Source organism: Micromonospora sp. WMMD714 (assembly GCF_029581315.1).
Taxonomy (GTDB): domain Bacteria; phylum Actinomycetota; class Actinomycetes; order Mycobacteriales; family Micromonosporaceae; genus Micromonospora; species Micromonospora rifamycinica.
Window position 1 is genome coordinate 6,905,501 of the sequence record NZ_CP120744.1, and the last position, 22,765, is coordinate 6,928,265.

The window sequence follows — 22,765 nt, forward strand, 5'->3', positions numbered from 1 at the left end:
TCACTCCCGACCCGACCGCCGCCGGGGCGCAGCCCGCCGGGGCGCACGACGCCGCGGAGTCCGCCGGAGCGGACGGCACCGGCCCGGAGCGCGGCGACACCGGGCCGGAGCGCGACCCGTCCGGTCGGCGTGCCGGCTGAGTCCGGGCGCGGCGACGGGCTCCGACTGGCACTGACCACCCTCACCATCGCCCCGGTCCGGACCGGACGGATCGACCGGACCACGGCGGGCACCGCGATGGCGCTCGCCCCGCTCGTCGGTGCGCTGCTCGGCGGGCTGCTCGGCGGGGTGCTGCTGCTGCTGGCCGCGCTGGCCCCGCCCCTGGTCGCCGCCGGGGTGACCGTCGGATCGGCGGCCCTGCTCACCCGGGGGCTGCACCTGGACGGGCTGGCCGACACCGTGGACGCGCTGGGGTCGTACCGGCGGGGCCCGGCGGCGCTGGAGATCATGAAGAAGCCGGACGTCGGGCCGTTCGGCGTGGTCGCCCTGGTGGTCGTCCTGCTGCTCCAGACGGCGACGCTCGCGGAGCTGGCCGGCCGGTCGTGGCCGGCGACGCTCGCGGCGGTGGTGGCCGGCACCGCCGCCGGTCGGCTCGGCGTCACCCTGGCCTGCCGGCGCGGGGTGCCGGCGGCCCGCCCGGACGGGCTCGGCGCGCTGGTCGCCGGCACGGTCGGGCCGGTCGGGCCGGTCGTCGGCGCGGTCGCCGTCGCGCTGGTGGCGGTGCCGGCCGTGCCGGGCCGCCCGTGGCAGGGGCCGGTGGCCGTGCTGGCCTCCCTCGCCGTCGTGACCGGCCTGCTCCGGCACCTGGTACGCCGGTTCGGCGGGATCACCGGCGACGTGCTCGGGGCCACCGTCGAGGTGGTGACCACGCTGGTCTACCTGGGCTTGGTGCTGTCCGGCTGAGGACGACGCGGCCCGGCGGGTAGCGTTTGCCCCGACAACACCGGCACGGCCTTCCGGGGGACGACTTGCTCATCACGGACGACTTCCTGCCCGTACCGGTCCCGGAGTCGCTCAGCGCGACCTACCTGGTGCCGATGGCGGGGTTGCCGCGGGTGAGCCCGAAGACCGCGGTACGGGCACTGGCCGGTCGGCTCGCCGACCCGGTGTACGGCCTCGCCACGCAGATGCTGGACAGTCCGCTGATGTCGGTGGACACCCGGTCGATCGACGAGTTCCCGCAGCTGCCGCCGGACCTGCTCACCGCCTTCGGTGCCACCGAGGCCCAACTGGGCCGGCTCGCCGCCGCCAGTCACCTGGTGGTGGTGCGGGCCGAGTACCGGCCGGGTTGGCCGCCGGCGCACGAGTGGGCGGCGCGGGCGGTGGCCGCCGCGGTGGCCGAGTCGGTCGACGGCGACGTGGTGGACGTGTTCGGGTTGCAGTTCCTCGACCCGGCGACGGCGCTCAGGTCGCTGCCGGACGCACAGGGCCGGATCCGGCTGGTCGACTGGGTGCTGGTCCCCTACTCGTCGGACACCGAGGGGCTGTGGTTCACCACCAAGGGGCTCCGCCGGTTCGGGATGCTGGAGTTGCAGACCCAGGGGGTGCCCGACCACCTGACCCGAGCCTGGGGGGCGGTGCTGACCGGGGCGGCCCGTCGGCTGCTGCGGGACTGGACCGACGGCCTCGCCGGCGAGGAGGTGCCGGCGTTCGTGCAGCTGCCGGTGCTGGCCACGGTGACCGGGCACGACATCGCGGTGGCGTACGGCAATCCGGAGCAGCACGGCGCGACGGCCCCGGTGCTGCTGCGCCTGGAGCTGGACCCGGCTACCGATCCGGAGGCCGACTCGTTCCTCAGCCTGCGCCCGCCCCCCGGTCATCCGGGGCCGGACGGCCGCTACTACGCGACGGCCTGCGCGACCCTGTTCTCCGGCATCGAGCCGGACGTCCGGTACGCCCGCTCGGGGGACGCGATGAGCCGGGCGATCGCCACCGCCCGCGCCGGGCTGGACGACATCCGCGCCCGGTTCCTCGCCGACGGGCTGCCCCCGGAGTCACAGCTGGTGGTCAAGTACGGCCTGCCCGGCGACGACGGCCCCGAGTACGTCTGGGCCGGGGTGAACTCGTGGGACTCCCCGGAGCGGATCGTCGGCGCGAGCGCCAGCGACGCCAACACCGACCCCACCGTGCGGATCGGCTCCCCGGTCGTGGTGCCGGTCGCCGAGGTCGTCGACTGGGCGGTCCTGGACGGCACCGGCGTCATCGAGGGCGGCTGGACCCAGGCCGTCCTGGACGCCGGCGAACGCCCCCACCCCACCCACTGACCCCTCCCCGCCCGACCCCACCCCACCCTCCGCGCCCCCGCGCTCGGCTCGCGCTCGCCCCGCGCCCGGCTCGCCCCGGTGATCAAGAGGTTTACGTCAGGATCTCGGCCGGACCTGACGTAAACCTCTTGATCACCGGGGGCCAGCGGGGGCGCAGCGGAGGGCGGGGGTGGGGTGGGGGGTGGGTCAGCGGACCGAGGGGGTGGTGAAGGGGGGACGGGTCACCCGCATCTGGGCGCGGCGTCCGCGGATGTCGACCTCGACGAGGGCGCCGTCGGCGAGTTTCGGGGCGGTGTCCAGCAGGGCCAGGGCGATGCCCTGCTTGCGGGTCGGGCTGAAGGTGCCGCTGGTGACCGTGCCCACCGGGGCGTCGCCGACGTACACGGTCATGCCGGCGCGCGGGATGGCCCGGTCGACGGCCTCCAGGCCGCGTAGCGTACGACGCGGGCCGGCGGCCTTCTCGGCGAGCAGCGCGTCACGGCCCCAGAAGGCCGGCTTGTCCCAGCCCACCGCCCAGCCGGACCGGCCCTGCACCGGGGTGATCTCCAGGGAGAGATCCTGCCCGTGCAACGGGTAACCCATCTCGGTGCGCAGGGTGTCCCGGGCGCCCAGCCCGCAGGGCCGCAGCCCGACACCGGTGCCGGCGGCGAACAGCGCGTCCCACACCGCGACCGCGTGGTCGGCCGGGACCACCAGCTCGTAGCCCAGCTCGCCGGTGTACCCGGTCCGGCAGACGGTCAGCCCGGCGTCGGCCAGCGTCGCCGGGGAGAAGCTCATGTAGTCGTGCCCGGTGGGCAGGCCCAGCGCGTCGAGCAGCTCGGCGGAGCGCGGACCCTGCACGGCCAGCACCGCGTACCGCTCGTGCTCGTCGGTGACCTCCACGCCGGCCGGTGCGGCGGCACGCAGCCGGCGGACCACCTCGGCGGTGTTCGCCGCGTTCGGGATGAGGAAGACGTGGTCGTCGGCGTACCGGTAGGCGATGATGTCGTCGACCACCCCGCCGGTGGCGTCGTCGCAGCAGAGCGTGTACTGCGCCCGGCCCGCCCCGATCCGGTCCAGGTCGTTGGTCAGGCAGGAGTTGACGAACCGGGCCGCGCCGGGGCCGCTCACCCGGGCCTTGCCCAGGTGCGAGACGTCGAAGACGCCGACCGCCGTCCGTACCGCCGTGTGCTCCTTGAGCACCCCGCCGCCGGCGTACTCCAGCGGCATCTCCCAGCCCCCGAAGGGGGCGAACTTGGCGCCGAGCGCGGCGTGTCGCGCGTGCAGCGGGGAACGGCGCAGCCGGGTCGCGGCGGCGTCGGAGGTCACGTCCGTCATGGGTGGCAACTTACCGGGGGGTGTGCCGCTGGTTAGCATCGGCGGGGCCCGTCGGCACGTCGGCGGGACACACCCGCGCTCCGGCGGGGTAGGTTGCCGCCGGAGACCATCACACCGCCGGTACGCGACGACGCGGCCGGCCCGGCCCGCCCGGAGTAGCTTCAGTGACATCGTCCAGCACCACCCTCAGCCTGGTCGACACCGACCCTGCCGAACTCGCGGTCGACGCGGTCGTGATCGGCGTGCACAGCCAGACCACCGGCCCGGACGCCACGAGCGGCCCGGCGGGTACCCTGCTGCTCGCCGACGGTGCGGAGAGCATCGCCGCCGCCTTCGACGGCAAACTGACCGAGACGCTCGCCCTGCTCGGCGCGACCGGCGGTCCCGGCGAGGTGATCAAGCTGGCCACGCTCGGCACCGTCACCGCGCCGCTGGTCGTGGCGGTCGGGCTGGGTCCGGAGCCGACCGGTGCCGCCCCCGGCCCGGAGACCCTGCGCCGGGCGGCCGGCGCGGCGGTCCGGGCCCTGGCCGGGGCGCCCCGGGTGGCGCTGAGCCTGCCGTTGCCGGACGACGCCGACGCCCCGGCCGCGCTCCGCGCGGTCGCCGAGGGCGCGCTGCTCGGCGGCTACCGGTTCGCCGGCTACAAGACCAAGCCGCAGCCGACCCGGCGGGAGCCGGTGGCCGAGGTGCTGATCGCCGTGCCGGACGCCGCCGACCAGGCCGCCCGCGCCGAGGTGGACCGGGCCGCCGTGGTGGCCGGGGCGGTGCGGACCACCCGGGACTGGGTGAACACCGCGCCGAACGAGCTGCGGCCCCCGGCCTTCGCCGAGGCCGTGGCCACCGCCGCGCGGGCCGCCGGGCTCGACGTCGAGGTGCTGGACGAGGCGGAGCTGCGGGCCGGCGGGTACGGCGGCATCACCGCCGTCGGTCAGGGATCCGAGGCCCCGCCGCGCCTGGTCAAGCTGACCTGGACCCCGGAGGGCGAGACCAACGGCAAGCGGGTGGCGCTGGTCGGCAAGGGCATCACCTTCGACACCGGCGGCATCTCGATCAAGTCGGCGCAGGGCATGTGGGAGATGAAGTCCGACATGGCCGGCGCGGCGGCCGTCGGCGCGACGATGCTGGCCATCGCCGCGCTCAAGCCGTCGGTGACGGTGACCGGGTACCTGCCGATGGCGGAGAACATGCCGTCGGGCACCAGCTACCGGCCGGGTGACGTGGTCACCATGTTCAACGGCAAGCGGGTCGAGGTGCTCAACACCGACGCCGAGGGCCGGATGATCCTGGGTGACGCGATGGCCCGGGCCTGCGCCGACGGCACCGACTACCTGTTCGAGACCTCCACCCTCACCGGTGGGCAGGTGGTCGCGCTGGGCAAGCGGATCGCCGGGGTGATGGGCACCCCCGAGCTGTGCGAGCGGGTACGGGAGGCCGGCGACGCGGTCGGCGAGCCGGCCTGGCCGATGCCGCTGCCGGACGACGTACGCAAGGGCATGGACTCGGACGTCGCGGACATCTCGCAGGTCAACGCGGGGATGGACCGGGCCGGCCACATGCTCCAGGGCGGGGTGTTCCTGCGCGAGTTCGTCACCGACGGGGTGGCCTGGGCGCACATCGACATCGCCGGGCCGAGCTACCACGTGGGCGAGCCGACCGGCTACTGGACCAAGGGCGGCACCGGCGTACCGGTCCGCACCCTGCTGCAGCTGGTCGAGGACGTCGCGGCCCACGGCTGACCTGCGCGACCCGCGGACGGGGTGCCCCCGACGGCATCCCGTCCGCGCCGGCCCGTACCGCGCGACGCCGGCCTACCCGGAGCGACGCCAACTCGGAGCTACGCCGGCCTACCCGGAGCGACGACCGCCCGAGGCGACGCCTCGCGGGACGGGCGCGACGCCGGGCGGGGGTCGCCAGTCAGAACAGTTCGGGCCGGCGCTTGCGGCGTTCGTTGTAGTCGCGCATCCGTTGCGGGTAGCCCATCAGCCGGACGTCGTAGATCGGGATGCCCAGGGCGTGCGCGAAGCGGCGGGCGCCGTCCGGGCCGTCGATCCGCCGCCGGGTCCACTCGCCGTCGTCGGCGATCATGATGACGGTCGTCTCGGTCATCGTGGTCCGGGGTTCGAGGTACGCCTCGACACCCCGCCGGGTGCGGACGAAGTCGGCCAGGTGATCCAGGTCGGCCCGCTCGGCCGGCCGGTCACGGTTGGCCGGAGTCGGCGGTTTGCGTCGCCGGAACAGCGCCACCGGGCTACTCCTCTCCCCCGTCCGTCGTCGCGGACGGTGACAAGAGTACGTGTCGGTGACGTGTCGTTGGGCACCTCGGTACGCGCTGCGGACGGGCAAGTGACAAGATGACCGAGGTGGGGTCTGCCCGTGCCGCCCCGCCGTGACCCCCGATGCAGCGAAGCGACCAGGGAGTTGGACGTGAGCGAGCCGAACGACGCAACCTTCGACATCGTCATTCTCGGAGGTGGCAGCGGCGGCTACGCGGCGGCGCTGCGTGCCGCCCAGCTTGGCCTCTCCGTCGCGCTCGTCGAGAAGGGCAAGCTCGGCGGCACCTGCCTGCACAACGGCTGCATCCCGACGAAGGCACTGCTGCACGCGGCCGAGATCGCCGACCAGACCCGTGAGTCGGCGCAGTTCGGCGTCCAGGCCGAGCTGGTCGGCATCGACATGGCCGGGGTCAACGCGTACAAGGACGGGGTGATCTCCCGGCTGTACAAGGGCCTGCAGGGGCTGGTGGGCGGCAACAAGAACATCACCTTCGTGGCGGGCGCCGGCAAGCTGGTCGGCAAGAACGTCGTCGAGGTCGACGGCAAGCGGTACACCGGCCGCAACGTGATCCTGGCCTCCGGTTCGTACGCCAAGAGCCTGCCCGGCCTGGAGGTCGACGGTGAGCGGATCATCACCAGCGACCACGCGCTGACCCTGGACCGGGTTCCGGCGTCGGTGATCGTGCTGGGCGGCGGCGTGATCGGCGTCGAGTTCGCCAGCGTGTGGAAGTCCTTCGGGGTGGACGTGACCATCGTCGAGGCGCTGCCCCGGCTGGTGGCCGCCGAGGACGAGGAGTCGTCCAAGGCGCTGGAGCGGGCGTTCCGCAAGCGGAAGATCAACTTCAAGGTCGGCAAGCCGTTCGAGAAGGTCGAGAAGACCGAGAAGGGCGTCAAGCTGACCATCGCCGGCGGCGAGACCGTCGAGGCCGAGCTGCTGCTGGTCGCCGTCGGCCGGGGGCCGAACACCGCCGACCTCGGCTACGAGCAGCAGGGCGTCAAGCTCGACCGGGGGTACGTGCTGACCGACGAGCGGCTGCGCACCGGCGTACCGAACGTCTACGCGGTCGGCGACATCGTGCCCGGCCTCCAGCTCGCCCACCGGGGCTTCGCCCAGGGCATCTTCGTCGCCGAGGAGATCGCCGGCCTGAACCCGGCCGTGATCGACGAGGCCGGCATCCCGCGCGTCACCTACTCCGACCCGGAGCTTGCGTCGGTGGGCCTGACCGAGGCGAAGGCCAAGGAGCAGTACGGCGACAAGGTCAGCACCTACAACTACAACCTGGGCGGCAACGGCAAGAGCCAGATCCTCAAGACCGCCGGTTTCGTGAAGCTGGTCCGGGTCGAGGACGGCCCGGTGGTCGGCGTGCACATGGTCGGAGCCCGGGTCGGTGAGCTGATCGGCGAGGCGCAGCTCATCTACAACTGGGAGGCCTACCCGGCCGAGGTGGCGCAGCTCGTGCACGCCCACCCGACCCAGAACGAGGCCCTGGGCGAGGCGCACCTGGCCCTGGCCGGCAAGCCGCTGCACGCGCACGCCTGACCCACACTCATTCCGCGACGCCGGCGGCAAGCGGGCGAGGATCGCACCAGGCCACGAAGGAGTTTCAGAACATGCCGGTATCGGTCACCATGCCTCGGCTCGGCGAGAGCGTCACCGAGGGCACCGTCACCCGCTGGCTCAAGCAGGAGGGCGAGACCGTCGAGGTCGACGAGCCGCTGCTGGAGGTGTCGACCGACAAGGTGGACACCGAGATCCCGTCCCCCGCGGCGGGGGTGCTGAGCCGGATCGTGGTCGCTGAGGACGAGACCGCCGAGGTCGGCAGCGAGCTGGCCGTCATCTCCGGCGAGGGCGAGTCGGCCGGCTCGGACGCCCCGCAGGACGACGAGGCCGCCGAGCCGGAGCAGGCCGAGCCGGCCACCGAACCGACGGCCGCCGCCGAGGGCACCGGCCCGGAGCCCGAGCAGAAGCAGGAGCAGCAGGCGGCGCAGGCCGCCCCGGCGTCCTCGGGCGAGGGCACCGCGGTGAAGATGCCGGCCCTGGGCGAGAGCGTCACCGAGGGCACCGTCACCCGCTGGCTCAAGCAGGTCGGCGAGACCGTCGAGGTCGACGAGCCGCTGCTGGAGGTGTCGACCGACAAGGTGGACACCGAGATCCCGTCGCCGGTCGCCGGCACCGTCCTGGAGATCAAGGTCCCCGAGGACGAGACCGCCGCGGTCGGCGCGGACCTGGCGGTCATCGGCACCGCCGGGGGCGCCGCCCCGGCCGAGTCGGCGCCGGAGCCGGAGCCCGCCTCGAAGGCGGCGGCCGAGCCGGCCCCGAAGGCCGAGTCGAAGCCGGAGCCCGAGGTCACCGAGCCCACCCCGGGCGCGGGATACAACGAGCCGGCCGCCGAGGCCGAGTCGGCGGCCCAGCCGGCGAAGGCCGAGCAGGCCGCTCAGCCGGCCGCTCCCGCGGCCCCGCCGGCCCGACCGTCGGCTGCCCTCGCCGCCGCCCAGGGCGGCGGCGAGGTCCCCGGTTACGTGACCCCGCTGGTGCGCAAGCTGGCCGGTGAGCACGGCGTCGACCTGGCGTCGGTCAACGGCACCGGCGTCGGTGGCCGGATCCGCAAGCAGGACGTGCTGGAGGCGGCGGAGAAGGCGAAGGCGGCCAAGGCCGCGCCCGCCCCCACCCCGCAGCCGTCCGCCCCGGCGGCACCGGCCGCGAAGCCGCAGCCGAGCGGCAAGCGGGGCAGCACCGAGAAGCTGACCCGGATCCGCAAAGCCATCGCCACCCGGTTGCAGGAGTCGCTGCACGAGATGGCGCAGCTCACCACGGTCATCGAGGTGGACGTCACCCGGATCGCCCGGCTGCGGACGCAGGCGAAGGACTCGTTCCAGCAGCGGCACGGTGTGAAGCTGTCGTTCCTGCCGTTCTTCGCGCTGGCCGCCATCGAGGCCCTGCAGACGTACCCGGTCGTGAACGCCCGGATGGACCTCGACGCGGGCACCATCACCTACCCGGAGGCCGAGAACCTCGGCATCGCGGTGGACACCGAGCGGGGCCTGCTGACGCCGGTCATCCACAACGCCGGTGACCTCAACCTGGGCGGCATCGCCAAGCGGGTCGCCGACCTGGCCGAGCGCACCCGGACCAACAAGATCAGCCCGGACGAGATCGCCGGGGCGACCTTCACGCTGACCAACACCGGCAGCCGGGGCGCGCTCTTCGACACCCCGATCGTGCCCTCGCCGCAGTCGGCGATGCTCGGCACGGGTGCCGTGGTGAAGCGTCCGGTCGTGGTGAACGACCCGGACCTGGGTGAGGTCGTGGCGATCCGGTCGATGGTCTACCTGGCCCTGTCCTACGACCACCGGCTGATCGACGGTGCCGACGCGGCCCGTTTCCTGGTCGCGGTCAAGGAGCGGCTGGAGGGCGGCAACTTCGAGGCCGAGCTGGGCCTGTAACGACCCGTCCACGAAGGCGCCCCGGTCGGTCGACCGGGGCGCCTTCGTCGTCACCACCCGGCGTGCCGAGCGGGGACCTTCGTCGTCACCGCCCTGGCCCGCCGCGCGGGGACCTTCGTCGTCACCGCGCTGGCGTGCCGAGCGGCGGGTCAGCCGCGCAGGGTCTGCTCGGAGACCGTCCAGAGCCGCTCGGCGGCGGCCGGGTCGAGGGCGTAGTCGGCGACTCCGGTACGGGTGCCCGGCTGGTGCGGGGCGGCCTGCTGGCAGTCCTCGAAGTACCGGCCGCCGATCCCGTCGAGCAGCGGCGAGGTGGCGACCAGCACCGAGGTGGCGGCGCCCTGTTCCACGGTCTTCCAGCTGGCCGCGCCGCCGCCGCTGGCGGCCCGCATCCGCTCCAGTTCCTCGGCGCTGACGTGCCGCTGGAGGTTGGTGTGGATCGCGCCGGGCATCAGCGCGTTGCTGAGGATGCCGTCGTCTGCCCAGCGCCGGCTCGCCTCGACCGCGAAGAGCACGTTCGCGGTCTTCGACTGCCCGTACGCCAGCCACGGGTCGTAGGGGCGCTGCCGGAAGTGGATGTCGTCGAAGACCACCTCCGACCGCAGGTGCGCCGCCGAGCTGACCGAGACGATCCGGGCGCCGTCGGCGGCGGCGAGGGCGCGGTGCAGTCCGGTGGCGAGGGCGAAGTGGCCGAGGTAATTGGTGGCGAACTGCAACTCCCAGCCCTCGGCGGTGCGCCGCTCGGGCGACGCCATGACGCCGGCGTTGTTCACCAGCAGGTGCAGCGGCCCGTCCCAGGTGGCCACGAAGGCGGCCACCGACGCCTGGTCGGCGAGGTCGAGCGGGGCGACCAGCAGCCGGTCGTTGCCGGTCGTGGCGGTGATGTCCCGGGCCGCCCGCTGGCCGGCGTCGAGGTCCCGCACGGCCAGGGTGACGTCGGCCCCGGCGGCGGCGAGCGCGCGGGCGGTCTCCACGCCGATGCCCGAGGCGCCGCCGGTCACCACGGCGCGGCGGCCGGTGAGGTCGACGTCCCGGACCACCTCCAGGGCGGTGCTGCTGGCGTCGAAGGGCGTGCGGACTGGTGTGTTGGTGGTCATGATCCGTCCTTGTCCGGCGCGGCGCGGGTCGAGCGGCCCGGCCGCTACGATGAGAAGCGGAGGCCCCTCCGTTACAGCTTCCGAGCCTAACCGGAGGTTCCTCCGTTTGCCAACCGGGCCGCGTCGCGCCTCGGGCCGTGTGACACCTCGGGCGGCGGCTCACGACCGGAGAAACCCCGCCCGCCGGGACGCCGACCGGCGGCCCGTGCCGTACCGGACCCCAGGAGACGACGTGCCGCAGAACCGCCCCGGAGGCGACGCGCCGCAGCCCGCCCCCCGCCCGCTGCGCGCCGATGCGCTGCGTAACCGGCAGCGGCTGCTCGACACCGCCGTCCGGGCGTTCTCCCGGCAGGGGCCGGAGGTGACCCTGGAGGCGATCGCCCGCGACGCGGGGGTCGGCATCGGCACCCTCTACCGGCACTTCCCCACCCGGGAGGCCCTGGTCGAGGCCGCCTACCGCAGCGAGCTGGCCAAGCTGTGCGCCGCCGCCGACGAGCTGCTGGCCCGGCTGCCCGCCGCCGAGGCGACCCGGGCCTGGATGGACCACTTCGTCGACTACCTGGCCACCAAGCGGGGTATGGCCGACGCCCTGCGCCTGGTGGTCGCCGCCGGCACCAACCCGTACGCGCAGAGCCGGGACCTGCTGGTCGCCGCGCTGACCCGGTTGCTGACGGCCGGCGTCACCGCCGGCACGATCCGCCCCGACGTGGATCCCGGCGACGTGCTGGCCGGGCTCAGCGGGATGTCCCTGGCCGCCCAGGGGCCGGACCAGCGGGACCTCGCCGGCCGGCTGCTCGACCTGCTGATGGCCGGGCTGCGCCGGCACCCGGCCGACTGAGCCTGATCCCGGGGCGTGCCCGCCGGGCGGGCCGGCCACGCACGGGCGCATGGGGCCGCCCCGGCGGTCCCGTCGGCACGAGGAGGCCCGATCAGCGGTCGGACGGCACGGCCGGGTGCGTCACCCTCGGGGTCGGACAGCGCGCCGGGCACGTCGTAGGATCGGTGCAGCGTCGCGGTGCACCCGGCAAGGAGACCGCCGAGGGCATGGAGGCGCGGGACAGCATGGGACACACGTGCACCCCGATTCCACCCCGACCGACCGCCTGACCGCGCTCGGCCACCAACTGGTAGAGATCCATCTCTGGCTGCTCGACGAGCTGGACCAGATCCGGGCCGCCCTCGACACCGACCCGTCGACCGACGCCGATCGCCCTCCCGGCACGGGTCGGCCCGCCGACGACGGGCCGCCGGCCGGGCCGGGTCGACGCACTGCCGGTCCCGGGGACGATCGGTCGCCTCCCGGCGGCCGGCTGCGCCACCTGCGTACCCACTGTCTCAGCTTCTGCGCCGCGCTGACCCGGCACCACACCGGCGAGGACGCGGGGGCGTTCCGGGTGCTCGCCGACGAGGCACCCGAGCTGCGGCCGGTGCTCGACAAGCTCAGCCGGGACCACCGCATGGTCGACTGGATCGTGCGGCGGATCGAGGCGCTGGTCGCCGATCCGCCGGTGGACGACCCGGCGGCCCTGGACCGGGTGCGCGTCGAGCTGGACGGCCTGTCCGCCATCCTCGGATCTCACTTCCGCTACGAGGAACGCACCCTCACCGCCGCCCTCGACGCGCTCGGCGACCGGGCCGGCGGCACCGAGGAGCTGCTCGGTGTGTCCCCGCCACCGGACTGGTGATCGCGTGGGTCGGCGGAAACCTGGGTGGACGGCCCGGATTCTCCGGTCGGCGGAATCCGCGCCTGCGCGATGGCCGGGGCGACCCGCGTCGGCGAAGCTGGGCCGGTGACCGTCGTCTCGCTCCAGGCGACCCCGACCGACGCGGCGGACTGGGTCGACCTCGCCCGGCGAGCCGAGGCGACCGGCTTCGATGCCCTGCTCGCCGCCGACCACCCGGGCGACGTGACGTCCCCGTTCGTCGCGCTCGCCGCCGCCGCGTCGGTGACCACCACGATCGGACTCGGCTCGTACGTGTCGAATCTGGGCGTGCGGGAACCGATCCTGCTCGCCGCCGACGTGGCCACCCTCGACCTGGTCTCCGGCGGGCGGGCCCGGCTCGGCGTCGGGGCCGGCCACGCCCCCGCCGAGTGGGCCGCCGTCGGCCGGGTACACCCCGACGTCGCCGGTCGGGTCCGCCGCTGCGTGGCCGTCGCCGAGGCGGTCCGCGCCCTGCTCGACGGCTCCCCGGTGACGGTCGACTCCAGGCCGAACGGATCGGACTGACCGTCGCCGAGCTGCTGGCCACCCCGTTCGTGTTGATCGGCACGGTGGACGAGATCGTCGCGGCGGTCGCGGCCCACCGGCGTCGCTGGGGCGTCACCCGCTTCGTGGTACGCCGGGACGCCCTCGAACCGCTCGTCCCGGTGCTGGCCCGGCTGCCCGGTGCCCCACCGGCCCAGGACGGGTCGGGGTCCACCCACCCGTGACCGGCGGGGTCGGGCGCTCAGGGGGCGGGGGTCGCCCCGGTGACGCCCTGGTAGAAGCGGATCTTCTCGCGCAGGTGGGCGTACTGGCGCTGGAGCAGCGTCATCTGCTCCTCGACCCGGGCGGCGTGTTGTTCCAACAGCTCCTGCCGCGCGACGACGGTGTGCTCGCCGGCGCGGGACAGCTCGGCGTAGCGGCACATCTCGGCGATCGGCATGCCGGTGTCGCGCAGGCACCGGAAGATCACCAGCCAGCTCAGGTCGTCGTCGGTGAAGACCCGACGGCCGCCGGAGGTGCGGCCGATGCCGCTGAGCAGGCCGATCTTCTCGTAGTAGCGGAGGGTGTCGAGGCTGAACCCGCTGCGCCGGGCGGCCTCCGAGGGCGAATACACGGGCCGCATGTTACCGCTTGACCTGGAGCGCACTCCAGGTTCAACACTGGTCGGCATGACGACGACACGGACTCTGGGTCGCAGCGGAATCGAGGTCGGCGCGGTCGGCATGGGGTGCTGGGCGATCGGCGGCCCGCTCTGGGGCGACGACGGTCAGCCATACGGCTGGGGCGAGGTGGACGACGACGAGTCGGTCGCCACCGTCCACCAGGCCCTCGACCTGGGGGTCACCCTCTTCGACACGGCCAGCAACTACGGTGCCGGCCACAGCGAGCGGGTGCTCGGCCGGGCGCTCGCCGGCCGGCGGGACCGGGCGGTGATCGTCACCAAGTTCGGCAACCGCAGCGACGAGGCGACCCGGCGGGCGCTGGGCGTCGACGCCGACCCGGCGTACGCGGTGGCCAGCCTGGAGGGGTCGCTGCGCCGGCTCGGCACCGACCACGTCGACCTCTACCTGCTACACCTCAACGACCTGGCGGCGTCCGCCGCGCTCGACCTGGTCGACACCCTGGAGGGCCTGGTCACCCAGGGCAAGATCCGGGGGTACGGCTGGAGCACCGACGACCCGGCGTCGGCGCGGGCGTTCGCCGAGGCGGGACCGCACTGCGTCGCCGTCGAACACGACGAGTCGGTGCTCAACGACAACCCGCAGGTGCTGGCGGTCTGCGACACGTTCGACCTGGCCAGCCTCAACCGGGGGCCGCTGGCGATGGGCCTGCTCACCGGGGCCACCCGCACGCCGGGGGCGGACGACGTACGGGTGCGGGCACCGCAGTGGCTGGTGTGGTTCCGCGACGGCCGCCCCAGCCCCGAGTGGTCGGCCCGGGTGGCGGCGGTCCGGGCGGCGTTGACCTCGGACGGCCGCACGCTCGCCCAGGGGGCGTTGGGCTGGCTGCTCGCCCGCAGCCCCCGGACGGTGCCGATCCCCGGCTGCCGGACGGTGGCGCAGGCCCGGGAGAACTTCGCCACCCTCACCCTCGGCCCGCTGCCGGCGGACGCGTTCGCCGAGGTGGAGCGGCTCCTCGCCGATCTGCGTCCGGTCTCGCCGAGCGCCTGATCTATCGACACCGTGCCGCTCAGCGGTGCCGAGACGGACACATCTCGTCCTCCCCGTACCCGTCCGGAGCTCGACCGCAGGGTCTCGCCCCTGCGGTCGAGCCGGTTCGCCGCCGCGCCGGCAGCCGAGGTGCCCCCGGTGAGAGGTTTCTCGACGACTAGGCTCGTGCCATGCTGACGCGGCTCGAGGTGCAGGGTTTCAAGAACCTGCTCGATATCGCGGTCGATTTTGGTCCGTTCACCTGCATCGCCGGCGCCAATGGCGTCGGCAAGTCGAACATCTTCGACGCCATCGAGTTCATGTCGTACCTCGCCAGCGACAGTCTTGTCGAGGCGTCGCAACGCGTCCGCGGTTCCTCCGGTGTGCGCGGGGGCGACCCCCGCGACCTGTTCTGGGACGGCTATCGGGACCACGAGCATCGCCTCAAGCTCGCCGCCGAAATGATCGTGCCGACCGAGGTGGAGGACGACCTCGGGACAGCCGCTGATGCCACCACGACCTTTCTTCGGTACGAAGTGACGCTCGGATTCGAGACCCCGACGCGTGAGGGCAGCATCGGCCGGCTGAGTCTGCTCGGTGAAGAGCTACGGCACATCCGGCGCGGTGAGGCCGGGCAACATCTCAGATTCCGTCACAACGTCGCACGTTTCCGAAACGGCGTGGTACGCGGTGAACGACGTGGCGGCCCTTTCCTCTCCACTGAGCAGCGAGACACCGGCACGGTGATCAACGTGCACGGCGACGGCGGGAGCAGAGGTAAGCCTCAACCGCGAGCAGCGGCGCGGGCCGGTCGTACCGTCCTGAGTACAGTCACCACCAATGACTACCCGACGATCCTGGCGGCGCGACGGGAGATGCAGAGCTGGCGCAGACTGGCGCTCGAACCCTCCGCCCTACGCGCCCCTGACGGTTTCGCCGATCCTCGCTCGCTCGCCCCCGACGGCCGCCACCTGGCCGCAGCGCTCTACCGAATTGCCAACGAACCCACCGGGGACCATTCTGAGGCCGACCCGGCTGCCCTCTATGCCCGCGTCGCCGGTCGCTTGTCTGATCTCATCGGGCTCGGCGTCAGAGGAATCACCGTGGAGTTGGACCAGGTCCGGGAGGTCTTCACGCTCTTCCTGCAGGAGAAGAGCAATCTCCGGCTGCCGGCTCGGGCACTATCGGAAGGCACCCTGCGGTTCCTGGCACTCTGCGTTCTGCTGGAGGATCCGGGCTTCACCGGACTGATCTGCATGGAGGAGCCGGAGAATGGCATCCACCCGGCCAACCTGCCTGCGATGGTGCAACTCGTTCAGGATCTCGCTGTTGATCCCACCGTGGCCCCTGCGGACACCAACCCGTTCCGACAGGTCATCGTGAACACGCACTCGCCGGGGGTGATGGCACTCTGCGCCCCGTCCGACCTTCTGTTGGCCGACGTCAGGCCCAGACTGGCACCGGACGGCACGGTCACCAGGGCATTGGCACTGTTGCCCTACCGCGACTCGTGGCGGGCCACGCCAGGGCAGCCGAGCTTCTCCGAGGCGGATGTCGTGGCCTACCTCGCCGCGCCTCCCGGGGCTCAACTGCGACTCCCGTTGGACATGGTGGGATGAGGCAACGCTCCTACTCCGGCTTGTTCGTGGCGGAGGGCAGTTCCGATGCTCCCCTCGCCGAGCTCATCGAATCCCTGTTCCTCGAGCGAGGCATCGAGGTACGACTGAGTCAACCGGACTTCTCTCTACTCGGAAAGGTCCACAAGGATGTGCGGTCCCGGGTGGCTGCCGGCCTACGGCTGGTCGGCGCGCCCGTCGATCTGGTCGTGGTGCACCGGGACGCGGACAATGCCGGCCACGATGCCAGGCTGAGAGAGATCACCGGTGCGATCGGATCACTCGACGTGGCGAGCGCACTCATCCCGGTGATCCCGGTGCGTATGACGGAGGCATGGCTACTGCTCGACGAGACGACCATCCGGCTGGTGGCCGGCAACCCGACGGGACGCATGGGCCTCACCCTGCCGAAAAGACATGAGGTGGAGGCGCTCGCCGATCCGAAGGAGATGCTCCGAACCTGTCTCCTGGCCGCATCGGGAGAGACCGGTCGCCGAAGGGAGGCCGTCCGCAAACGGTTCAACCAACATCGACGTCAGTTACTGCAACTACTCGATCCGTCAGGGCCGGTCGCTCGACTCGACAGCTGGAAGCGGCTACGTGAGGACATCGACAGGATCGCCGCGCGGTGGGAGCCACACCGGTAGCGCGACAGCGAGTAGTGCGGAGCAGATCCGCCGCTGCGACAGCCGAGTGACTCATGCCGCTCCACGCATCCGCATCCCCATCCGTAGCCGAAGATGGGAGTATGCGGATCCTGATGGGCGGCGCGTCCGGTTTTCTCGGCACCCGGTTGGTCGATCGTCTCACCGACGAGGGGCACCAGGTCATCCGGCTGGTCCGGCGGTCGCCGCGTACCCCGGACGAACGGCGGTGGGATCCGGCGGCCGGGCAGCTCGACCCGGCCGTGGTGGCCGGGGCCGACGCGGTGGTCAACCTGGCCGGGGCCGGGGTCGGCGACAAGCGATGGACCGACGACTACCGCAGGGTGATCCGGTCCAGCCGGGTGGACAGCACCACCACGCTGGCCGTCACGATCGCCGGGCTGCCGGCGGCGGACCGCCCCGGGGTGCTGCTGAACTCCTCCGCGGTCGGCTGGTACGGCGACACCGGCGACCGGGTGGTCGAGGAGGACGCCCCGGCGGGTGAGGGGTTCCTCGCCGACGTGTGCCGGGTCTGGGAGGCCGCGACCCGGCCCGCCGAGGACGCCGGGGTACGGGTGGTGCGGCTGCGGACCGGTCTGCCGCTGCACCGCGACGGGGGGCTGCTCAAGCCACAGTTGCTGCCGTTCAAGCTGGGCGTCGCCGGCCGGCTGGGCAGCGGGCGGCAGTGGCTGCCGTGGATCTCGATGCGGGACTGGCTGGACGCCGTGGTGTTCCTGCTGGACGCCGGGGACACCGCGGGCGCGGTGAACGTCGTCGGCCCGAACCCGGTCACCAACGCCGAGTTCACCCGGGAGTTCGCCCGCCAACTGCACCGGCCGGCGATCGTCCCGATCCCGGCGGTGGCCCTGAAGGTCGCCCTGGGCGGCTTCGCCCAGGAGGCGCTCGCCAGCACCCGGGTCCTGCCCGCCGCGCTCACCCGGGCCGGCTTCACCTGGACCCATCCCGAGCTGCCCGCCGCCCTGCACGCCGCCCTGACCGACTGAGCCGGGGGCGGTCGCCCGGCGAGCCGAGGACGTCCGCCCGGCGGCGGGTCCGCGGGTCCGGCCGGCGGGTCCGGTTGCGGTTGGTAACGTCCGCTCCGTGCCGACCTCCCCGACCCTGGCCGCCGACCAGCCGCCCACCGCCGCACCGGACGCCCGCCGGGGTCGACGGGCCGACCTGATCGTGGTGATCATCGCGGTGGTGCTGGCGGTCTGGGTCACCAGCGGACTGTGGCGCGACCCGGACCAGCGGGCGATCACCGTGAACTCCAGCGACCAGGCGTTGTTCGAGTGGCTGCTCGCCTTCGGCGGACACGCGGTCACCCACGGGGAGAACCCGCTCTTCACCCACCTGCTCAACGTGCCGGACGGGGTGAACCTCGCCGTCAACACCTCGATCACCGTGTACGCGGTGGTCTTCGCGCCGCTGACGTACCTGGTCGGACCACCGGCGACGTTCCTGGTGATCCTCACCCTCAACCTGGCCGCCACCGCGCTGGCCTGGTACTGGCTGCTCTCCCGGCGGCTCGTCGCCAGCCGGCTCGCGGCGGGCGTCGGGGCGCTGTCCATCGCCTTCTCCCCCGGCATGGTCGCGCACGCCAACGCGCACCTGAACTGGACCGCCGGCTGGCTGGTGCCGCTGCTGGTGGCGGCGGTGTTCGCGCTGGGTCGACCGGGGCACTGGCGGCGGGGCGGCCTGCTGCTCGGCCTGCTGGTCGCGGTGGCCTTCTCGATCGCCGCCGAGGGGCTGTTCTTCACCGCCCTGGCGATCGCCGTGTTCCTCGCCGTCTGGGCGCTGCACCCGGCCCGACGGACGCAGGCCCGCGCCGCGCTGCCGGACTTCCTGCGCGGGCTGGCGGTGACCGCGCTGGTCGCCGGGGTGCTGCTGGCGTACCCGCTGTGGCTGCACTTCGCCGGGCCGCAGCGCTTCCACGGCACCGGCTTCGACCCGGTCATCCACTCCGAGGACATCGCCGCGTTCGGGGCGTACCCGAGCCGGTCGCTGGCCGGGGCCGCCGGGCTGGACACCACGCTGGCGCCCAACCCGACCGAGGAGAACAGCTTCTTCGGGCTGCCGCTGCTGCTGCTCACGGTGGCCTGTCTCGGGTGGCTGTGGCGGCGCGCCAGCCCCGGCCGGCGGGCCACGCTGGCCGCGCTCGGGGTGACCGCCGTGGTCTTCGCGGTGCTCTCCTGGGGGCCGGTGGCGCAGTGGAACGGGCGGCGCACCGGGCAACTGCTGCCCTTCGGGGTGCTGGACGACCTGCCGGTGGTCAACGCCGCCCTGCCGTCCCGGCTGGCCCTGGTGGTCGCCCCGGTGATCGGGGTGCTGCTGGCATACACCATCGACCGGCTGCGGACGACGCCACCGGGCCGGACGGCGGCCTGGGCGTGGGGGGCGGGCTTCGCGGCGGCGTTGCTGCCGCTGCTGCCCACCCCGCTGCTGACCAGCGTCCGTCCGCCGGTGCCGGAGTTCGTCACCGCCGGCACCTGGCGGGAGTACGTCTCACCGGGCGGGGTGCTCACCCCGATCCCGCTGACCCTGGACGTCACCCCTGACGGCCAGCGCTGGCAGGCGTACGCCCTGGCCCATCGGCAGGGTGAGTTCCGGCTTCCCGCCGGCTTCTTCCTCGGCCCCGGCGGCCCCGACGGGCGGGGCCGGATCGGCCCTCCGCCGCGCACCTTCGACACCCTGATGGACCAGGCCGGCCGGACCGGGCTGGTGCCGATCGTCACCGAGGGCAGCATCCGGCTGTCCCGGGAGGACCTGCGGTACTGGGGGGTCGAGGCGGTCGTCCTCCCCGACGAGGTGCACGGCGCCAAGTACGACCTGGACGAGGACGCGCTGCGCCGCACCGCCACCGCGCTGCTCGGCGAGCCACGCCGGGTGGACGACGTCTGGCTCTGGACCGTCCCCACCTCCTGACCAGCCCGCCGGCCCGCTCCCCGGGAGGGTCGCCGGGGTCACCGAGGGTGGCGCGACGAGGCTCACGGGGCGGGGCACGGGTGGGCGGCGCTAGGCTCGCACGGTGAGCGTGACGACTTCCGGGGTGACCACCGTCCGGGCCGGGGTGGTCGACTACCCGACCGCGTGGCACGAGCAACGACGGCTGCACGCGGAGGTGGTGGCCGGCGAGCGGGGCGACACGGTGCTGCTGTTGGAGCACCCGAGCGTCTACACCGCGGGCAAGCGCACCGAGCCCTGGGACCGACCGATGGACGGCACCCCGGTGGTCGACGTCGACCGGGGCGGCAAGATCACCTGGCACGGGCCGGGGCAGCTCGTCGGCTACCCCATCGTCCGGCTACCCGACCCGGTCGACGTGGTCGCCTACGTCCGCCGCACCGAGCAGCTGCTGATCGACGTCTGCGCCGAGTTCGGGCTGACCGCCGGCCGGGTCGAGGGACGCAGCGGCGTCTGGGTGCCCGACGACGACCGGGGCCCGGCCCGCAAGGTGGCCGCCATCGGTATCCGGGTCGCCCGGGGTGTCACCCAGCACGGCTTCGCGATCAACTGCGACTGCGACCTGTCGTACTACGACCGGATCGTGCCGTGCGGCATCGCCGACGCCGGCACCACCTCGCTCACCGCCGAGCTGGGCCGCCCCGTGACGGTGGCCGAGGTGCTGCCCGTGGTGGAGCGGCACCTGCCCACCCTGCTCGGCTGAGCCGGTGCGGATCGACCTCGTCACCCTCGTCGTCGCCGACTACGACCCGGCCATCGCGTTCTTCACCGGGATTCTCGGCTTCGAGCTGGTCGAGGACGCGCCCTCGCTGACCAACGACGGCCGCCCGAAGCGGTGGGTGGTGGTCCGTCCGCCCGGCGCGCAGACCGGCATCCTGCTGGCCCGCGCCGACGGCGAGCGGCAGGACGCGGCGGTCGGTGCCCAGGTCGCCGGCCGGGTCGGCTTCTTCCTCCGGGTCGACGACTTCGACGCCGTCCACCGGCGGATGGTCGACGCCGGCGTGGAGTTCGTGACGCCTCCGCGCACCGAACCGTACGGTCGGGTGGCCGTGTTCCGGGACATCGCCGGCAACCGCTGGGACCTGCTCGGCCCGGCCTGACCCCGCCACCCCGCCGCTCCCGTTGCCCCGTCGGGCCGCCGCAGATCCACCGGCACCGTATCCACCACGCTACCGCCCAGCGCCGTCGGCCGCAGCACCTCCCAATACGCTACGCAGCGTAAGAAAAGCTACGGGTAACACCTACCCCTCTCCCCCACTTTGCTCTGCTGCCCTAAAGGCACCGCATGCGGAAAGTTACCGTCGCGTCGATGGCAGCAGAGCAAAGTGCGGAGGGGCAGGTGGGTAGGCCGGAGAGAGGCAGCGGCAAAACCCCTGTTCAGCGGGGCGCTGGCTGAGACGTGACAAAAATGGGCTTCGCTAACACCCCGCGCCGATCACGGAGAGCAATCAACGGTGACATCGGCGAGGCCACTACCCAGAGTGCACGCCCGGCGGGCGACCGCGGGCGGCCGGGCAGACCAGGCGGCCGGGCAGACCGGGCAGAGCGGGCAGACCAGGCGGCCGAGGCAGGCCAGCATCCTCGGCAGGGCCGCCCAGCCCGACCGGTCAGCCGACCGGCCTCGCGCAGACCGGCATGGGCCGGCCGGGCAGACCCTCGGCGGCTCAGGGGGTCAGCCGGTGCAGGTCGCGCGGGAAGGCGGTCACCTCCCGGACGTTGGCCGCGCCGACCAGCCGGGCCACGAAGCGCTCCAGGCCGACCGCGAAGCCGCCGTGCGGCGGCATCCCGTGCCGGAACGCGTCCAGGTACCCGGCGTACGGCTCGACCGGCTCGCCGCGCGCCGCGAGCGCTGCCAGGTAGTCCGGGTGGCGGTGCAGCCGCTGCCCGCCGGTGACCAGCTCCAGCCCCCGGAAGAGCAGGTCGAAACCGTTCGAGTACGCCGGCCGGGCCGGGGCGGGATGGGTGTAGAAGGGCCGCTTCGCCATCGGGTAGCCGGTGACGAAGAGGAAGTCCGAGCCGTGGGTGGTCCGGGCCCACTCACTCAGTGTCCGCTCGTGGGCGGGGGCCAGGTCCGGCTCGTCGGCGGGTGCGCCGGCGATCCGCAGCGCCTCGGTGAAGTGCACGGCCGGGATCTCGACCGGCACCCCGGGCAGGGTCAGCCCCAGGGTCGCCACCGCGCCGTCGGCCCGGCGCGCCACCTCGGCGAGCATCCCGGCGAGGGTGTCCCGCAGCACCGCCATCACGTCCCGGTGGTCGTCGACGAAGCCCAACTCGACGTCGAGCGAGGTGTACTGGGCCAGGTGCCGGACGGTGTCGTGCGGTTCGGCCCGGAACACCGGCCCCACCTCGTAGACCCGCTCGAAGACCCCCACCATGAGCTGCTTGTAGAACTGCGGCGACTGGGCCAGGTAGGCGGGCCGGCCGAACCAGTCGAGGGCGAAGACGTCCGCCCCGCTCTCGGTGGACGTGGCCACCACCTTCGGGGTGTGCACCTCCACGAAGTCGCGGACGTCCAGGGTGGCCCGGAAGCCGGCCACCGCCGCCGCCGCGATCCGCAGGGCCGCCGCGCGGCTCGGGTGCCGCAGCGCCACCGGGGCGTGGTCGAGCTGGGTGGGCAGGGTCGCGGTGAGCGCCGGCCGGTACAGGTCGAACGGGGGCGGCACGGCGGGTGGGCCGAGCGGTCGTACCGCCGGGCCGGTCAGCTCGACCCCGGCGGGCGCGGTGCCGTTCGCGGTGACCGTGCCGACCACCTCGACCACGGTCTCCTCGGGCAGCGCCGTCACGGCGGCCCGGACGGCCGGGTCGGTGACCACCACCTGGGTCAGGCCGGCGGCGTCCCGAACGATCAGGAAGGCCACCGACTTGAGCAGTCGGCGGCGGTGCACCCAGCCGGCGACCCGCACGGTCGCGCCGACACGGGTGGACAGGTGGGAAGACAGGATGCGTTGCACGGCGGTTACCTCCTCGATCGAATCGCAACGCGATCCCCGGGAGGTGTGGGCGAGCGGGAACCTCGCGGTGCCACCACACCTTCGCCCCCACCGTGGCGGGGGCCTCATTCGTCGCCTTTTCACCGGGGCCAGCCGGGCGGGCTCTACTGGGCGTGCGGACGCGCCGTTCTTCCCGCGGCTCGGGAGGGTCTTCGCGCCCCGGCGTCAGACCGCCTTCCAGCAACCGGCGGCTCTCTGCACTGGCGGATCGGGGCGGTACTCGGCTCCGTCACAGCTCTGCCGGCACGCTAGCACCCGACCGGGCGGCCTGTAACGGGCTTTTTCGGCCGGCCGGTGTCCGGT

The 22,765-nt window shown here is 73.5% G+C and carries 21 protein-coding genes; 16 read left to right on the forward strand and 5 right to left on the reverse strand.

Annotated elements, in window-relative coordinates; translation table 11 throughout:
* Positions 1 to 129 precede the first annotated feature (129 nt).
* Both cobS and O7625_RS29355 read left to right on the forward strand, forming a co-directional pair.
* Positions 130 to 903, forward strand: coding sequence for an adenosylcobinamide-GDP ribazoletransferase (cobS, locus tag O7625_RS29350; protein WP_282343140.1), 774 nt, complete (start codon positions 130 to 132; stop codon positions 901 to 903).
* Between the two features lie 65 nt (positions 904 to 968).
* Positions 969 to 2,264 carry a DUF2314 domain-containing protein gene (locus O7625_RS29355; protein WP_282343141.1) on the forward strand — a complete coding sequence of 432 codons (1,296 nt, stop codon included), beginning with the start codon at positions 969 to 971 and terminating at the stop codon, positions 2,262 to 2,264.
* Between the two features lie 186 nt (positions 2,265 to 2,450).
* Here the strand turns inward: O7625_RS29355 and gcvT are convergent, their stop codons facing one another.
* Positions 2,451 to 3,581, reverse strand: coding sequence for a glycine cleavage system aminomethyltransferase GcvT (gene gcvT, locus O7625_RS29360; protein ID WP_067313625.1), 1,131 nt, complete (start codon positions 3,579 to 3,581; stop codon positions 2,451 to 2,453).
* A gap of 164 nt (positions 3,582 to 3,745) precedes the next feature.
* Here gcvT and O7625_RS29365 point away from each other — a divergent pair, with 164 nt between their 5' ends.
* Entirely contained in the window at positions 3,746 to 5,317 is a 1,572-nt protein-coding gene (locus O7625_RS29365; RefSeq protein ID WP_282343144.1) for a leucyl aminopeptidase, read from the forward strand.
* Positions 5,318 to 5,495: 178 nt separating this feature from the next.
* Here O7625_RS29365 and O7625_RS29370 read toward each other — a convergent pair whose 3' ends face one another.
* Positions 5,496 to 5,825 carry a hypothetical protein gene (locus tag O7625_RS29370; RefSeq protein WP_282343146.1) on the reverse strand — a complete coding sequence of 110 codons (330 nt, stop codon included), beginning with the start codon at positions 5,823 to 5,825 and terminating at the stop codon, positions 5,496 to 5,498.
* A gap of 180 nt (positions 5,826 to 6,005) precedes the next feature.
* On the opposite strand from O7625_RS29370, the gene lpdA reads away from it, so the two are divergent.
* Positions 6,006 to 7,394 carry a dihydrolipoyl dehydrogenase gene (gene lpdA, locus O7625_RS29375; RefSeq protein WP_282343149.1) on the forward strand — a complete coding sequence of 463 codons (1,389 nt, stop codon included), beginning with the start codon at positions 6,006 to 6,008 and terminating at the stop codon, positions 7,392 to 7,394.
* 71 nt (positions 7,395 to 7,465) lie between these two features.
* Positions 7,466 to 9,298, forward strand: coding sequence for a 2-oxoglutarate dehydrogenase, E2 component, dihydrolipoamide succinyltransferase (gene sucB, locus O7625_RS29380; RefSeq protein ID WP_282343151.1), 1,833 nt, complete (start codon positions 7,466 to 7,468; stop codon positions 9,296 to 9,298).
* Between the two features lie 149 nt (positions 9,299 to 9,447).
* On the opposite strand, the gene O7625_RS29385 is transcribed toward sucB, so the two are convergent.
* Positions 9,448 to 10,392: an SDR family NAD(P)-dependent oxidoreductase gene (locus tag O7625_RS29385; protein ID WP_282343153.1), complete on the reverse strand. Its 945-nt coding sequence runs from the start codon at positions 10,390 to 10,392 to the stop codon at positions 9,448 to 9,450.
* Between the two features lie 232 nt (positions 10,393 to 10,624).
* On the opposite strand from O7625_RS29385, the gene O7625_RS29390 reads away from it, so the two are divergent.
* The 4 genes from O7625_RS29390 (at position 10,625) to O7625_RS29405 (ending at position 12,823) form a co-directional block, all read left to right on the forward strand.
* Positions 10,625 to 11,230 (forward strand): TetR/AcrR family transcriptional regulator, encoded by a 606-nt coding sequence (locus tag O7625_RS29390; protein WP_282343154.1) that lies wholly within the window; start codon positions 10,625 to 10,627, stop codon positions 11,228 to 11,230.
* A gap of 235 nt (positions 11,231 to 11,465) precedes the next feature.
* On the forward strand, positions 11,466 to 12,077 hold the full coding sequence (locus O7625_RS29395; protein WP_282343155.1) for a hemerythrin domain-containing protein: 612 nt from the start codon (positions 11,466 to 11,468) through the stop codon (positions 12,075 to 12,077).
* 105 nt (positions 12,078 to 12,182) lie between these two features.
* On the forward strand, positions 12,183 to 12,620 hold the full coding sequence (locus O7625_RS29400) for an LLM class flavin-dependent oxidoreductase (RefSeq protein WP_282343156.1): 438 nt from the start codon (positions 12,183 to 12,185) through the stop codon (positions 12,618 to 12,620).
* Between the two features lie 32 nt (positions 12,621 to 12,652).
* Positions 12,653 to 12,823: a hypothetical protein gene (locus O7625_RS29405; RefSeq protein WP_282343157.1), complete on the forward strand. Its 171-nt coding sequence runs from the start codon at positions 12,653 to 12,655 to the stop codon at positions 12,821 to 12,823.
* Positions 12,824 to 12,840: 17 nt separating this feature from the next.
* Here the strand turns inward: O7625_RS29405 and O7625_RS29410 are convergent, their stop codons facing one another.
* Complete coding sequence (locus O7625_RS29410) at positions 12,841 to 13,221, reverse strand: MerR family transcriptional regulator (RefSeq protein ID WP_282343159.1); 381 nt, start codon at positions 13,219 to 13,221, stop codon at positions 12,841 to 12,843.
* 46 nt (positions 13,222 to 13,267) lie between these two features.
* Here O7625_RS29410 and O7625_RS29415 point away from each other — a divergent pair, with 46 nt between their 5' ends.
* The 7 genes from O7625_RS29415 to O7625_RS29445 all read left to right on the forward strand — a co-directional run bounded on the left by O7625_RS29415 (position 13,268) and on the right by O7625_RS29445 (position 20,572).
* The gene (locus tag O7625_RS29415) at positions 13,268 to 14,269 is read left to right on the forward strand and encodes an aldo/keto reductase (protein WP_282343161.1); all 1,002 of its coding nucleotides are present in this window, start codon (positions 13,268 to 13,270) and stop codon (positions 14,267 to 14,269) included.
* Between the two features lie 170 nt (positions 14,270 to 14,439).
* Positions 14,440 to 15,867 carry an AAA family ATPase gene (locus O7625_RS29420; protein ID WP_282343162.1) on the forward strand — a complete coding sequence of 476 codons (1,428 nt, stop codon included), beginning with the start codon at positions 14,440 to 14,442 and terminating at the stop codon, positions 15,865 to 15,867.
* Entirely contained in the window at positions 15,864 to 16,511 is a 648-nt protein-coding gene (locus tag O7625_RS29425) for a DUF4276 family protein (RefSeq protein WP_282343164.1), read from the forward strand. The genes O7625_RS29420 and O7625_RS29425 overlap by 4 nt, the downstream gene beginning before the upstream one ends.
* Positions 16,512 to 16,612: 101 nt before the next feature.
* A complete protein-coding gene (locus O7625_RS29430; protein WP_282343166.1) occupies positions 16,613 to 17,512 on the forward strand; it encodes a TIGR01777 family oxidoreductase in 900 nt (299 codons plus the stop codon).
* A 97-nt stretch (positions 17,513 to 17,609) separates the two neighbouring features.
* Entirely contained in the window at positions 17,610 to 19,433 is a 1,824-nt protein-coding gene (locus O7625_RS29435) for a DUF2079 domain-containing protein (protein ID WP_282343168.1), read from the forward strand.
* A gap of 103 nt (positions 19,434 to 19,536) precedes the next feature.
* Positions 19,537 to 20,175, forward strand: coding sequence for a lipoyl(octanoyl) transferase LipB (lipB, locus tag O7625_RS29440; RefSeq protein ID WP_282343170.1), 639 nt, complete (start codon positions 19,537 to 19,539; stop codon positions 20,173 to 20,175).
* A 4-nt stretch (positions 20,176 to 20,179) separates the two neighbouring features.
* Positions 20,180 to 20,572, forward strand: coding sequence for a VOC family protein (locus tag O7625_RS29445; protein WP_282343172.1), 393 nt, complete (start codon positions 20,180 to 20,182; stop codon positions 20,570 to 20,572).
* A gap of 564 nt (positions 20,573 to 21,136) precedes the next feature.
* On the opposite strand, the gene aspS is transcribed toward O7625_RS29445, so the two are convergent.
* Positions 21,137 to 22,423 carry an aspartate--tRNA(Asn) ligase gene (gene aspS, locus O7625_RS29450; protein WP_282343174.1) on the reverse strand — a complete coding sequence of 429 codons (1,287 nt, stop codon included), beginning with the start codon at positions 22,421 to 22,423 and terminating at the stop codon, positions 21,137 to 21,139.
* Positions 22,424 to 22,765: the final 342 nt, after the last annotated feature.